A 12,806-nucleotide genomic window follows, 5' to 3' on the forward strand; every position below is an offset into this window, starting at 1 on the left:
ATGGGCAACGTTATCGCACTCGATGAAAAACAAACCACGGAAATCGCCGACAAGCTGGCACAGGCCTCGAACCAGGTACTGGAGCTGCGCATCGCGCTGACCGACCGCACGCCGCCGACGCCGTCAGCCGTGCTGCATGATCTCAAGCAATATGAAAGCCACCTGGATCAGATGGTGTCCTTTTTCCGCGCCCACGGCATCTACCTGATCAACCAGAGTGCGCAGCAGGCATTGGCCAATGTGAACACGGCCATCGACCAAGGCAGGAAAACCGTGGCCGACATCGGGCACACGCACGCGGCCATCAAGGCGGCGGCAGGCCTGCTGGACCTGGCCGCCGCCCTGCTGTCGCGCAACCCGCTGGCCATTGCCGAGGCTGCAAATAGCCTGCGAACCTGACCTGGCGAACAATCACGGCTCTTCCGCCCTGTGCCCCATCGCATGCGTGGCCATCTTCAAGTACAGGTTTGCCTGTTCCTCGCTGTGCGCATAGCCCATGCGCCCTTCGGCCAGGGCGACGGACTTCTGCTGCAGCGCTTCCGGGTATTCCAGGTCGCAGGCGGCATCCAGCCAGTGACGTGCCTGTTCCTGATCAGTCTCCTGCAGCATGTTCGCCACGATGAACATGGCTGGCGCCACGCCGCGTTGCGCGGCCAGTTCCAGCCAGCGCAACGCGGCGGCGCTGTCCTGCGGGCCGCCCATGCCGTTCTTGTGCATTAATCCCAGGTAATACGCGGCAGGACCGCTGCCCTGCCCCGCCGCGTGCTCGAACAGGGCGCGCGCCTGCGGCTGGCTCGCCTCGCCCGCGCGCATCAAGACCTTGGCCTGGGCCGTGACATCCGGCCCTGCCGATGCCAGTGGCGATACGGCCAGGGCGACGGCAAACACCCATGCCTTCATTTCGACAGGTCGAGCTGATACAGCGCAAAGCCCTTGCCGGCACCGTCATCAAGCTTCAACTGCGTGACGTTGTCGATGCCGGCCGCTTTCGCCAGCTCGATCACGTTCGGCGCGGAATGGAAGACCACGGGGCCTTTGGTGGCAACCCTGGCGAAGCGCCAGCTGCGCGCGGAACCGTTTTTCGCGCGCGTCAGGTGTTTCTGCTGCGTGACGTAGGCGATCAGCAGTTCGCGGTTGTTGTCGGGCGACGCCACCACCGTCTTGCTGCCATCGAGGCCGGGGAAATTGCCGCCGCCGCTGGCGCGGTAGTTATTTGTCGCGATGAGAAATTCCTGGCCCGCGTCCACCGGCTTGCCCTTGAACGTCAAGCCCTGGATGCGACGGCCCGGCGGCTGCGTGACGTCGATCTGGTAGCGCACGTCGGCGCTGGTGAGCGTATCGAAGTTGTAGCTCGGATGGGCCGTGTTGATCAGTTCCTGCGGCTCCGTCTTGTTGACATCGATGGTATTGAAGCGCCGCGCCGACTGCTCCAGCCAGGCCTTCAATTCGATGCCATTCATCTTCACGCCGTACAGCGCGTTCGGATACAGATACAAATCGGCCGCGTTGTTCAGCGCCACATTGCCCGCCTTGACGTCCGTGTAATCGGACACGCCGGCCGAGCCGCTCTTGAACGGCGACGACATCGACAGCACGGGCAGATTGGCATATTGCGGCAGGTTCGCCTTCACGTAGGCGGCCAGGTAGCCCGCTTGCGCCTGGTTCACCACTTCGATGGCGCTGACGTCGCCCACGTCGGCGAAATACGTCGACATGCGGAAATCCGTGGCGCCGACCGGCGTCTGCACGTAGGCGATCGTCGCCGCGTGCTCCTCGGCCACCAGTGCGGCGATGGCTGCGTCGGGCTGGACGTAACTCTTGTCCGCGTTCTGGATGCCGCGCGCTTCCACCGTCGTGGCGCTCTTGTCGACCACCCACTGCTTGCCGTCGTGGCGCAGGCGCAAACCGATCACGCCCAGGTGCTTGCCCCACAAATTGGCCATCACGGTCGGCACGCCATTGACCAGCCCTTTGACCTTGTCGACGCCGGGCAAATTAAACTGCGGCACCGTGCTGGCGGCATTCGGGAACAGCTGGTGCGAATGGCCGATCAGCATGGCGTCCACGCCCGGCACTTGCGACAGGTAGTAATTGCCGTTTTCCATGGTCGGCGAATACGGGCTGTCATCGAGGCCGCCGTGCGAGATCGCCACCACCAGCTCGGCGCCCCTGGCGCGCATCTCGGGAATGAATTTTTCCGCCGTCTCGCGCACGCCCTGCGTGTAGACGCGGCCTTCCAGCCAGCGCTTGTCCCAGGCCATGATGGTGGGCGGCGCGAAGCTGATGATGCCCACCTTCACGGTGGCGGTGATGGCCTTGCCATCGGGGCCGGTGGCCATGATCTGCTTGTCGATGATGTGATATGGCGCAAACAGGGGCTGGCCCGTCTTGACGCTGTAGACGTTGGCCAGCACTTGCGGGAATGCGGGACCGGCGCAGCGCGGTTTGCTGGCGTCGACGCTGTCGACGTCGAAGCGGTTGCCCGTCACCTGGCTCAAAAACGCCAGGCCGTAGTTGAATTCGTGGTTGCCGATGCCGCCGCCGTCCACTTTCAGCAAATTCATGGCCTTGTAGATGGCCAGGGTCTGGTCGCAAGCCAGCGGTTTCACGAGGGCCTGGTAGTCGGCCAGGGCCGTGCCCTGGATGGTGTCGCCGTTGTCGAGCAAGAGATTGTTCGGAAACTGCGCGCGCGCCTGGGCGATCAAGGCCGCCGTGCGTTCCAGGCCGATCGACGGTTCCGCCTGCAGCTTGTAGTAATCATAACTGAGCACATTCGCGTGCAAGTCCGTCGTCTCCAGCAGGGCCAGGGTGGCGCTGCTGCCGGCCGGCGCGGCCGATGGCGACCGGGCGGGTCCCGTGGCGGCGGGCGGCAAGGCGCCGCAGCCGGCCAGCAGCAGCGGTAACAGGGCGAGACGGGGAAGTTGAAGCATGATGTATTCCTGTGGAAAGACAATATCGCCAGCATCATACGCAGCACGGCAGCCCCTATCAAGGCAAAAATATTGTCGTAAATACAGCAAAATCGTCATTTTATTGCCCCGTGCGGCATCGATTCGGCGCTGCCGGCATCAGAAACCGGCCGCGCTCGCGTATAATTCAGGGTTTGATTTCACCATAGAAGACCAGAACATTATGGAAGCCGAACGCATCAATATCATCTCCGCCCTGCTCAACGACCTGACGGTCCGCGAAGCCGAACTTCGGAGGTATCTTTGACTTCACTGTCAAGTCGGAGAAACTAGAACAAGTCAACGAAGAGCTGGAAGATCCAACCGTCTGGAACGATCCGAAGCGCGCCCAGGACCTCGGTAAAGAGAAGAAGGCGCTGGAAGCCATCGTCTTCACGCTCGCCAAGGCCGATGCCGACCTGCGCGACACCCGCGACCTGTTCGACATGGCCCGCGAAGAAGGCGACGACGAGACCCTGGAAGCGATCGAGCAGGACGTGCAGGAAATCCGCAAGGTCATCGAAAGCATGGAATTCCGCCGGATGTTCAACAATCCGATGGACCCGAACAACTGCTTCATCGACATCCAGGCCGGCGCCGGCGGTACGGAAGCCCAGGACTGGGCCTCGATGCTGCTGCGCCAGTACCTGCGCTATTGCGAACGCAAGGGCTTCAAGGTCGAAATCCTGGAGCAGTCCGACGGCGAGGTCGCCGGCATCAAGACGGCCACCCTGAAGGTCGAGGGCGATCACGCCTACGGCTTCCTGCGCACGGAAACGGGCGTGCACCGCCTGGTGCGCAAGTCGCCATTCGACTCGGCCAACGGCCGCCACACCTCGTTTACGTCGCTGTTCGTGTATCCGGAAGTCGACGATTCGATCGAGATCGACGTCAACCCGGCCGATATCCGCGTCGATACCTACCGCGCGTCGGGCGCCGGCGGTCAGCACATCAACAAGACCGACTCCGCCGTCCGCATGACCCACGCGCCGACCGGCATCGTGGTGCAGTGCCAGAACGACCGTTCGCAGCACCGCAACCGCGCCGAAGCGATGGAAATGCTGAAAGCGAAGCTGTACGAGCATGAACTGCGCAAGCGCATGAGCGAACAGCAGAAGCTGGAAGACTCGAAGACGGACGTGGGCTGGGGTCACCAGATCCGCTCCTACGTGCTGGACCAGTCCCGCATCAAGGACTTGCGCACCGGTTTCGAGACGGGCAATACCAAGGGCGTGCTCGATGGCGACATCGACGACTTCATCTCCGCCTCGCTCAAGCAAGGCGTATAAGGATGAACGCATCCGCTCCGGCGCAGCGCGCCTTCCTGTTCGACATGGATGGCACGATCGTCGACAACATGGCCTTCCACACGACGTCGTGGCTGGCGTTCTTTGAACGCCACGGCCATGCGCTGGACGCGGACGCCTTTTTCCGCGACACGGCGGGACGGCAGGGACACGAAATCATTGCCAAGTACCTGGGCGCGGATGCCGACCATGTCACCCTGCTGGCGGAAAAGGAAGTCGTCTACCGCGAACTGTATGGCCCGCACCTGGCCACGGTGCCTGGCTTCGACCGGCTGATCGCCAGCGCGCGCCAGGCTGGCGTCGGGCTGGTGGTGGGCACGGCCGCGCCGGACGAGAACATCGCGTTCACGCTCGATGGCCTGGACCTGCGCCACCGCTTCGACGCCATCGTCGGCGCTGCCGACGTGGAACGGGGCAAGCCGCACCCGGACGTTTTCCTGAAAGGCGCGCTGCTGGCCGGCGCGCTGCCGCAAGACTGCATCGTCTTCGAAGACGCGCCCCTGGGCGTGGAAGCGGCGCGCCGCGCCGGCATGCGCGTCGTGGTGCTCACCACCACCCTGCCGGCCGAGGCGTTTGCCGCCTTCGACAACGTCATTGCCATCGTGCCGGATTTCTCCGCACTCGACGTCGACGCACTGTTTGCCAGCGTGGCGCCAGCGCTGGCGCCACATCATCAATAATCACCAACGAAGAACACCATGACTACGGATATCCAAGAACAAGCCGCCGCCCCCGATGAAAACAAGATCATCGCCGAGCGCCGCGTCAAGCTGGCAGCACTGCGCGAACAAGGCGTCGCCTTCCCGAACGATTTCCGCCCCGAGCACAAGGCGGCCGACCTGCACGCGCAATACGGCGGCAAGACGCGCGAAGAGCTGGAAGCCGAACCTGTCACCGTGGTGCTGGCTGGCCGCATGATGCTCAAGCGCGAAGCGGGCAAAAAAGCCGCTTTCGCCACCCTGCAAGACGCCTCCGGCCCGAAGGCCGACGGCCGCATCCAGATCTACGCCACCTTGGACCTGACCGGCGAAGCGGCCATGGCCGCCCTGCACCACTATGACCTGGGCGATATCCTGGGCGTGACGGGCACCCTGTTCAAGACCAAGACGGACGAACTGACCATCAAGGTCACGGAACTGCGCCTGATCACCAAGTCGCTGCGTCCGCTGCCGGACAAATTCCACGGCCTGGCCGACCAGGAAACGAAGTACCGCCAGCGCTACGTCGACCTGATCATGAACGAAGAGACGCGCCGCACCTTCAAGGCGCGTACCGCCGCCATCTCGTCGATCCGCCGCTTCATGGAAAAGAACGAGTTCATGGAAGTGGAAACGCCGATGCTGCACACGATTCCGGGCGGCGCCGCGGCAAAACCGTTCATCACGCACCACAATGCGCTCGACATGCAGATGTTCCTGCGCATCGCGCCCGAGCTGTACCTGAAGCGCCTGGTCGTGGGCGGCTTCGACCGCGTGTTCGAGATCAACCGCAACTTCCGCAACGAAGGCGTGTCGATCCGTCACAACCCTGAATTCACGATGATGGAATTCTACGCGGCCTACACCGACTACAAATGGCTGATGGACTTCACGGAAGCCGTCATCCGCCAGGCCGCCATCGATGCGCACGGCACCGCCACCCTGACCTACGGCGGCCGCGAACTGGACCTGGCAAAACCGTTCCACCGTCTGACCATCGTCGAAGCGATCAACAAGTATGCTCCAGGCTACACCGCCGAGCAGTTGAACGATGCCGAATTCATCAAGGAAGAGCTGAAGAAATTCGGCGTCAAGCCGTTCGCCACGGCCGGCCTGGGCGCGCTGCAACTGGCGCTGTTCGAAGAAACGGCTGAAGCGCAGCTGTGGGAACCGACCTACATCATCGATTACCCGGTCGAAGTGTCGCCACTGGCGCGCGCTTCCGACACGGTGGCCGGCATCACGGAACGCTTCGAGCTGTTCATGGTGGGCCGCGAAATCGCCAACGGGTTCTCCGAGTTGAACGATGCGGAAGACCAGTCGGCCCGCTTCCTGGCGCAAGTGGCCGCCAAGGACGCCGGCGATGAAGAGGCGATGTTCTACGACGCCGACTACATCCGCGCGCTGGAATACGGCATGCCGCCAGCCGGTGGCTGCGGCATCGGCATCGACCGCCTGATGATGATCATCACGGATTCGCCGAACATCCGCGACGTGCTGCTGTTCCCTCATCTGCGCCGCGAAGAGTGATGAACACCTGAAAAATCTACTGCGCGTCGCGATTTGCGGCCTGCGATGCTCACTGTGCTATAGCACAGTTGCGCTTCTTAGCCGCAACTCCCATCCGCTCGCTACGATTTTTCAGGCGTTCGATGCTTCAAGGCAAAAAAAGCCGCCTGGTCTCGCGATCAGGCGGTTTTTTTACGCCTGCCGCAGTCCGTCAGCCGGCCAGGGTTACGCGCTGGTGGCTGCGGCTGGCCTGCTGCGCCGCCAATGCGGTGGCGAGCGCGCGCATGCCGTCGTCGCCGGTGGCGGCAGGCTGCCCTTCGCCGCGCATGGCGCGCTGGAAGGCGCGTACCGAGCGCACGTACAGGTTTTCATGCTCGACGTAGATGTCGACGCTGCCGCTGTCGCGCGTCAGGGTAATGCTGCCGACGGGGCGCTGCGTCATCACGCCGGTGGCAAAGATGGTGCCCTTGGTGCCGATGATTTCCACGCCGGACAGCGAATGCGGCGCGTTGAACGCGTCGTGCACCTGCACCAGGGTGCCGTTGTCGAACTCGATGACGGCCATCAGGCCCTCTTCCAGCCCGGCCACCGTCATGCCGCCGCTGGTGGCGCAGGCGGTGACGTGGCGCGGCTCCGCATCCAGCAGGAAGCGCAGGGTGTCGACGTCGTGCACGAACATGTCGAGCGTGACGCCGCCCGATTCCGGCGCGTCCAGGCGCCAGCCGCGCAAATGCTGCGGCAGGTTGTTCGCGTGCAGCACACGGCAATACAGGGGCTGGCCGATCTCGCCGGCGCGTATCAGCTCGCGTACCTTGCCGTGGCTGGCGGCGTTGCGCAGGTGGTGGTTAATCCCCAGCACCACGCCCGCTTCGGCGCAGCCGTCGACCATGCGGCGGGCGTCGTCCAGGTTCAGCGCCAGCGGCTTTTCGCACAGCACGTGCTTGCCGGCGCGCGCCGCCTGCAAGGTCTGCGCCATGTGCCATTCGTTGGTGGTGCTGATGTACACGGCGTCCGCGCCCGGATGCGCCAGCGCCGCATCGAGGTCCGTATAGCTGGCGGCGATGCCGAACTGCTCGGCAAAGGCGGCGCCGCGCGCGGCGTCCCGGCTGACCACGGCCAGCACCTCAGCATCGCCCTGCTGGCGGATCGCGTCGACCATCCATTCGCGCGCCACGGTGCTGGCGCCGACCAGTATCCATCCGATTTTCTTCATTCGATTCTCCCGTTAAAAAGTGTGGCGCAGGCCGAGGTTCCAGGCCTGGTTGCCGGTGCCGTTGTCGGTGGCGTTGCCCACCACGTAGGCGGCGCCGTTGCGGTTGTCGATATGCGCGTATGCCGCGTACAAGGTGCTGCGCTTCGACAGCGCGTAGGTGTAGCCGATGCCGACCTGGGAAGCGTCGCCGTTGGCGGCGCGCCGGTCGTCGCGCCGCACGTACGAGAACAGGACGCGGTGCGGGCCAAAAGGCACGGTGGCGCCCAGCATCAGGTCCGCGCTGTCGACCGTGGTGGCGGCGCCCGCCGTGCTCTTGCTGACGGCGACGGCGCCATGCGCCTTGACCACGCCGAAGTCCCAGGTGGCGCCCAGCACCGTGTTGCGCGCCCTGCCCGCCACCAGCGCGTTTGACAGGGTGTTGGCATCCTGGTGCGCCAGGCGCACATACAGAGGCCCGCTGGCATAGGTGGCTGCCGCGCCCGTGTAGCGCCTGGCCGAAGCATCACCGGGCACTTCGCCGAAACCGTACGCCAGTTCGCCGGAAAGGCCGCCGCGCACGGGCGAGCTGTAGGTGATGCTGTTGTCGACGCGGCTGATGTAGCCGGCCGTGAAGACGTTGCTCATCCTGCCCGCAAAACCCAGGTAGAACGGGTCCAGCGCCCCCAGGCTGCTGTCGATGAACGTGTACTGGCGGCCCAGGCGCAGCGTGCCCGCCGCGCCGCCCAGGCCGACGAAGGCCTGGCGCCCGAACAGCAGGCCGCCCTGGGCCGAAGCGCCCGTGTCGGCCAGGATGCCCGCATCCATTGTAAACAGCGCCGTCATGCCGCCGCCCAGGTCTTCGCTGCCCTTGAAACCCAGCCGCGAGCCATTGGCGATGCCGCTCGTCAGCTTGAGCACCCTGCCGCCGGCGCCGCCGCTCTCGGACACCACGCCCATGTCCATGATGCCGTACACGGCCACGTTCGACTGCGCGCAGCACAAGCCGCTGCCGGCGCCGATGATCATTGCCCCTACTACCTTCTTCTTCATGTCTTGCCCTGTCTATCTTCTTGTGAAAACTGTCCCTGGCTCACCAGGTGGCGCGGACGCTCGCCGCGCAGGCCTGCCAGCAGGTTGTCCACGGCCTGCTGCGCCATGGCGTAGCGCGTTTCGTGCGTGGCCGAACCGATGTGCGGCAGCGCCACCACGTTCGCCATGTGCGGCAGCGGATTGTCCGGCGCCAGCGGTTCGCGCTCGAACACGTCGAGACCGGCGCCGTGGATGCTGCCCTGCTGCAGCGCCTCGATCAGCGCCGCCTCGTCGACGATGCGCCCGCGCGAACCGTTGATGAAGATGGCGCCGGGGCGCATCAGCGCGAATTCGCGCCGGCCCATCATGCGTTCCGTCTGCGCCGTCAGCGGCAGCACCACGCAGACGAAGTCCGACCCGGCCAGCAAGTCGTCGAGCGCTACCTGGCGCGCACCCAGCGCCGCCTCCACCTCGGGCACGGCTTCGCCGTTCACGTACAGCACCTGCATGCCGAAACCCAGCGCGGCACGGCGGGCGACGGCGCGGCCGATGCGGCCCATGCCCAGCATGCCGATGGTCTTGCCATGCACGTTGACGCCATACTGGCTTTCGCCCACGCTGCGCGTCCAGCGTCCCGCCTTGACGAATTCGGCCAGTTCGACGACGCGCCGCGCGCTGGCGAGGATCAGCGCGAAGATCGTGTCGGCCGTCGTTTCCGTCAGCACGTCCGGCGTATTGGCCAGCAGGATGCCCCGTTCGCGCAAATAATCGACGTCGAACTGGTCGACGCCCACCGAAATGGTGGAAATGATGCGCAGCCCTTCCGCCGGGTCCAGCAATTCACGGTCCAGGCGCACGCTGGCGCCCAGCAAGCCGTGCGCGCCGCGGATGGCGGCGGCGAATGCGGCGCGGTTGCCCGCATCGATCGCCTCGAAATACGTCACCTCGCATTCGGCGCGCAGGCGCGCCAGCAGCGGTTCGGCCAGCTTTTTATACACAACCACATGTTTTTTCACGATTATTTCCCCTGTTCGGTTCAAGATGGGACCAGCGCGTCGAGCTGGGCGCGGGTCGGCAAGCCTTCCATGTCGCCGGCCACCTGGATGGCGAAGGCGCCGACCCGGTTGCCGCGCCCTACCGCCTGCGCCAGCGGCAAGCCTTCCAGCAAGGCGCTGACCAGGCCGGCCGCGAAGCCGTCGCCGGCGCCCACCGTGTCGACCACGTTGGCCACACGCTCGCCCGGCACCATGCCGCTGTCGCCCTCGGCCGTGCGGTAATAGGCGCCGTCGGCGCCCAGCTTGACGACCACCAGCCGCGCGCCCCGCTGCAGGTAAAAGCCGGCGACGTCGTGCGGCAGGTCGTGGCCGGTGAGGATTTTTCCCTCCCCCAGGCCGGGCAGCACCCAGTCCGCCTTGGCGGCGAGGCGGTTGATCTGTTCGACCATGACGGCTTGCGACGGCCACAGCGAGGGCCGCAGGTTCGGGTCGAACGACACGCTCCGGCCGTTGGCGCGCATGAAGTCGAGCGCCTGGCCGGCGAACGCCAGGCTGGTCTCGGACAGCGCCGCGGCCACGCCCGTGGCGTGCAGGTGGCGCGCGGACAGGAAATAGGCGGGATCGAAGTGCTCGGGCGCCAGCCGGCTGGCGGCGGAACCCTTGCGGAAGTATTCGACCAGCGGATCGGCGCCATTCTCGGCCTTTTCCTTGAGCAGGAAGGCGCTGGACTGGCCGGCGACGGTGACGACCCGGCTGCAATCGACGCCTTCGGCCTGCACGCTGGCGCGGATGAAGCGGCCGAAGGAATCGTCGCCCACCCGGCTCAGCCAGCCGACCTTCAACCCCAGGCGCGCCAGGCCGATGGCGACATTCGTCTCGGCGCCGGCCAGGCGGCGCGTGAAGTGCGCCACGGCCGCCAGGTCACCCGTTTGCTCGGCAACGAACATCGCCATCGCCTCGCCATAGGTGACGACGTCAAGCGCGTAATCGCCTGACACCATTTCGTGTTTGATCATGCGGCCTCCAGCATCTGAATGTAGCGGCCCGTTTCGGCCACCAGGTCGGCGCCCTCGAGCGGGAATTCGATGGCCCGCTGCACGCCCGGCGCGAAATGCGCGAAGACGGCGCGCCAGGCCGGATCGGCGTCGGAAACGGCGCAGGCGGACAGCCTTCCGCCGTCGTCAAGGACAGCCTTGCAATGCACATAGCGCACGTACGGCGCCAGCAGGCGCGCCGCCTGCTGCGCATCCTCGCCCACCCAGCGCCAGTTGCCGATGTCGAAGGTCAGCCCCACCGGCAGCCCCGCTTCGTCCGCCGCCGCCAGGAAGCGCGCCATCGGCGCCAGCTTGCCGCCGTGGGCCGTCTGGTCGTTTTCCACCAGCAGCGCCACGGGCGCCGCCGTCAGTTGGGCGTGCAAGGCCGCCAGCTCCGGCGCGGCCGGGTAATGGCCGAGCGACACCTTCAGGTAGCGCGCGCCCAGACGCGCCGCCTCGTCCAGCATCTGCTGCAGCAGCGCGTGCTGCGGCAATCCGTCCGCGCCCCACAATTCGATGGGCGTGGAATACACGCAGTACAGGCCGCGCGCGGCCACCGCCGCGCCCATGCGCGCCAGGTCCGGCAAGTCGGAAGTAAACAGTTCGCGGCGGATCTCGATGCCGGCGCCGCCCGCATCGGCCACCACGTCGATGAACTGGCTTTGCCCCAGCTGCCTTACCCTGCTTGCGCCATAGGCCGACGCCGCCACCAGGACGGGGCTCACTTGATCGCTCCCGCACCGACGAACTGACGCGCTTCGGGCGTTTGCGGATTGCTGAAAAAGGCTTCCGACGGCCCGCTCTCCCACACCAATCCCTGGTGCATGAAGACGGTGACGTCGGCCATGCGCCGCGCGAACTCCATCTCGTGCGTCACCAGCAGCATCGTCATGCCCGCCTGCGCCAGCTCTTCCATCACCTTCAGCACTTCCTGCGTCAGTTCCGGGTCGAGCGCCGACGTCACTTCGTCGAACAGCATCACTTGCGGCTCCATCGCCAGCGAGCGGGCGATCGCCACGCGCTGCTGCTGGCCGCCCGACAGCTGCTCGGGATAGGCCTCGCGCTTGTGGTCCAGGCCCACCTGCTTGAGCACGCGCAGCGCCGTGGCGCGGCCCTGGGCGTCGGGCACCTTCTTGACGATGCGCGGCGCCAGCATGACGTTTTCTTCCACGGTCAGGTGGGGAAACAGGTTGTAGCTCTGAAAGACCATGCCGACATCCTTGCGCAAGTCGAGCAGATGTTCCTGGCGCGCCGTCAGCGTGTGGCCGGCCACGACGATGCTGCCGCTGTCGATGGTTTCCAGGCCATTGATACAGCGCAACATGGTGCTCTTGCCGGAGCCGCTGCGGCCGATCACGGCGATCACCTGGCCCCGCTCGACGGCGAACGACACGCCCTTGAGCACGTGGTTGGCGCCGAAGCTCTTGCTGATATGGTCGATTTCAACGATGGGCATGGAATTTCCTTTCCAGTGAATGGCTGTAGCGCGACAGCGGATAGCACAGCGCGAAGTAGATCAGGGCGACGATGGGGAAGACGATGAAAGGCAGGAAGGTCGCATTGCTGACCAGTTGCCCTGCCCGCGTCAGTTCCACCACGCCGATGATCGAGGTGATCGAGGTGTTCTTGATGATCTGCACCATGAAGCCCACCGTCGGCGGCAGCGAATGGCGCAGCGCCTGCGGCAGGATGACGTAGCGCAGCTGCTGGTAGCGGTTCAGCGCCAGCGCGGCGGACGCCTCCCACTGCTGCCGCTGCACGCCTTCGATGCAGCCGCGCCAGATCTCGCCCAGGTAGGCGCTGGCAAAGATCGTCATCGCCGCGCCGGCCGCGATGACCGGCGACAGCTTGTAGCCGAACAGGGCCAGCCCGTAATAGGTCAAAAACAGCACGATCAGCACGGGCGTGCCCTGGATCAGCTGGATGTACAGGGCGCTGATGCAGCGCAGGAATCGGCTGCGCGCCGTGCGCAGCAGCGCCACCGCGAAGCCGGCGATGCCGCCCGTGATAAAGACGATCAGCGACAGGCCGATGGTCCAGCGCGTGGCCTCGAGCAGGAATTGCAGGTTATCCCAGGAAAAGTCACTGATCATG

General features: G+C 65.3%; 14 protein-coding genes. 5 read left to right on the top strand and 9 right to left on the bottom strand.

Annotation, left to right across the window (positions count from 1 at the left end; genetic code table 11):
- Entirely contained in the window at positions 1-399 is a 399-nt protein-coding gene (locus O3300_RS05155; RefSeq protein ID WP_251348366.1) for a hypothetical protein, read from the top strand.
- A 12-nt stretch (positions 400-411) separates the two neighbouring features.
- Here the strand turns inward: O3300_RS05155 and O3300_RS05160 are convergent, their stop codons facing one another.
- Together O3300_RS05160 and O3300_RS05165 are read right to left on the bottom strand one after the other, a co-directional pair.
- A complete protein-coding gene (locus tag O3300_RS05160; RefSeq protein ID WP_305052279.1) occupies positions 412-900 on the bottom strand; it encodes a tetratricopeptide repeat protein in 489 nt (162 codons plus the stop codon).
- Positions 897-2,930: a bifunctional 2',3'-cyclic-nucleotide 2'-phosphodiesterase/3'-nucleotidase gene (locus tag O3300_RS05165; protein WP_305052280.1), complete on the bottom strand. Its 2,034-nt coding sequence runs from the start codon at positions 2,928-2,930 to the stop codon at positions 897-899. The genes O3300_RS05160 and O3300_RS05165 overlap by 4 nt, the downstream gene beginning before the upstream one ends.
- On the opposite strand from O3300_RS05165, the gene O3300_RS05170 reads away from it, so the two are divergent.
- The 4 genes from O3300_RS05170 (at position 2,929) to lysS (ending at position 6,483) form a co-directional block, all read left to right on the top strand.
- Positions 2,929-3,216: a hypothetical protein gene (locus O3300_RS05170; protein ID WP_305053155.1), complete on the top strand. Its 288-nt coding sequence runs from the start codon at positions 2,929-2,931 to the stop codon at positions 3,214-3,216. The two genes, O3300_RS05165 and O3300_RS05170, sit on opposite strands and share 2 nt — an antisense overlap.
- A protein-coding gene (prfB, locus tag O3300_RS05175) for a peptide chain release factor 2 (RefSeq protein ID WP_139143151.1) occupies positions 3,133-4,237 on the top strand; the annotation gives its coding sequence in 2 pieces (ribosomal slippage) (positions 3,133-3,213 and positions 3,215-4,237; 1,104 coding nt in all). Before O3300_RS05170 ends, prfB begins: the two co-directional genes overlap by 84 nt.
- Before the next feature lie 2 nt (positions 4,238-4,239).
- A complete protein-coding gene (locus O3300_RS05180) occupies positions 4,240-4,935 on the top strand; it encodes an HAD family phosphatase (protein ID WP_289897576.1) in 696 nt (231 codons plus the stop codon).
- An 18-nt stretch (positions 4,936-4,953) separates the two neighbouring features.
- Positions 4,954-6,483 (top strand): lysine--tRNA ligase, encoded by a 1,530-nt coding sequence (gene lysS, locus O3300_RS05185; protein ID WP_099667574.1) that lies wholly within the window; start codon positions 4,954-4,956, stop codon positions 6,481-6,483.
- A 190-nt stretch (positions 6,484-6,673) separates the two neighbouring features.
- On the opposite strand, the gene O3300_RS05190 is transcribed toward lysS, so the two are convergent.
- The 7 genes from O3300_RS05190 to O3300_RS05220 are packed head-to-tail and all read right to left on the bottom strand — an operon-like array spanning position 6,674 to position 12,805.
- Positions 6,674-7,675, bottom strand: coding sequence for a Gfo/Idh/MocA family protein (locus O3300_RS05190; RefSeq protein ID WP_289910431.1), 1,002 nt, complete (start codon positions 7,673-7,675; stop codon positions 6,674-6,676).
- A gap of 12 nt (positions 7,676-7,687) precedes the next feature.
- Complete coding sequence (locus O3300_RS05195) at positions 7,688-8,704, bottom strand: porin (RefSeq protein ID WP_305052281.1); 1,017 nt, start codon at positions 8,702-8,704, stop codon at positions 7,688-7,690.
- Entirely contained in the window at positions 8,701-9,699 is a 999-nt protein-coding gene (locus O3300_RS05200; RefSeq protein ID WP_289897573.1) for a D-glycerate dehydrogenase, read from the bottom strand. The genes O3300_RS05195 and O3300_RS05200 overlap by 4 nt, the downstream gene beginning before the upstream one ends.
- Before the next feature lie 20 nt (positions 9,700-9,719).
- Entirely contained in the window at positions 9,720-10,694 is a 975-nt protein-coding gene (locus O3300_RS05205; RefSeq protein ID WP_305052282.1) for a sugar kinase, read from the bottom strand.
- Positions 10,691-11,437 carry a sugar phosphate isomerase/epimerase gene (locus tag O3300_RS05210; protein ID WP_305052283.1) on the bottom strand — a complete coding sequence of 249 codons (747 nt, stop codon included), beginning with the start codon at positions 11,435-11,437 and terminating at the stop codon, positions 10,691-10,693. Before O3300_RS05210 ends, O3300_RS05205 begins: the two co-directional genes overlap by 4 nt.
- A complete protein-coding gene (locus O3300_RS05215) occupies positions 11,434-12,168 on the bottom strand; it encodes an amino acid ABC transporter ATP-binding protein (RefSeq protein WP_099667569.1) in 735 nt (244 codons plus the stop codon). The genes O3300_RS05210 and O3300_RS05215 overlap by 4 nt, the downstream gene beginning before the upstream one ends.
- Positions 12,155-12,805: an amino acid ABC transporter permease gene (locus tag O3300_RS05220; protein ID WP_251348358.1), complete on the bottom strand. Its 651-nt coding sequence runs from the start codon at positions 12,803-12,805 to the stop codon at positions 12,155-12,157. Before O3300_RS05220 ends, O3300_RS05215 begins: the two co-directional genes overlap by 14 nt.
- Position 12,806: the final 1 nt, after the last annotated feature.

Source organism: Janthinobacterium sp. SUN206 (genome assembly GCF_030587305.1).
In the GTDB taxonomy this organism is placed as follows: Bacteria; Pseudomonadota; Gammaproteobacteria; order Burkholderiales; family Burkholderiaceae_D; genus Janthinobacterium; species Janthinobacterium kumbetense.

Bases quoted from the DNA above. Each gene is read 5' to 3' on its own strand.
- O3300_RS05205 (WP_305052282.1), bottom strand. From the start codon at position 10,694: ATGATCAAACACGAAATGGTGTCAGGCGATTACGCGCTTGACGTCGTC.
- O3300_RS05180 (WP_289897576.1), top strand. From the start codon at position 4,240: ATGAACGCATCCGCTCCGGCGCAGCGCGCCTTCCTGTTCGACATGGAT.
- O3300_RS05155 (WP_251348366.1), top strand. From the start codon at position 1: ATGGGCAACGTTATCGCACTCGATGAAAAACAAACCACGGAAATCGCC.
- O3300_RS05190 (WP_289910431.1), bottom strand. From the start codon at position 7,675: ATGAAGAAAATCGGATGGATACTGGTCGGCGCCAGCACCGTGGCGCGC.
- O3300_RS05160 (WP_305052279.1), bottom strand. From the start codon at position 900: ATGAAGGCATGGGTGTTTGCCGTCGCCCTGGCCGTATCGCCACTGGCA.
- lysS (WP_099667574.1), top strand. From the start codon at position 4,954: ATGACTACGGATATCCAAGAACAAGCCGCCGCCCCCGATGAAAACAAG.
- O3300_RS05195 (WP_305052281.1), bottom strand. From the start codon at position 8,704: ATGAAGAAGAAGGTAGTAGGGGCAATGATCATCGGCGCCGGCAGCGGC.
- O3300_RS05215 (WP_099667569.1), bottom strand. From the start codon at position 12,168: ATGCCCATCGTTGAAATCGACCATATCAGCAAGAGCTTCGGCGCCAAC.
- O3300_RS05165 (WP_305052280.1), bottom strand. From the start codon at position 2,930: ATGCTTCAACTTCCCCGTCTCGCCCTGTTACCGCTGCTGCTGGCCGGC.
- O3300_RS05220 (WP_251348358.1), bottom strand. From the start codon at position 12,805: ATGATCAGTGACTTTTCCTGGGATAACCTGCAATTCCTGCTCGAGGCC.
- O3300_RS05170 (WP_305053155.1), top strand. From the start codon at position 2,929: ATGATGTATTCCTGTGGAAAGACAATATCGCCAGCATCATACGCAGCA.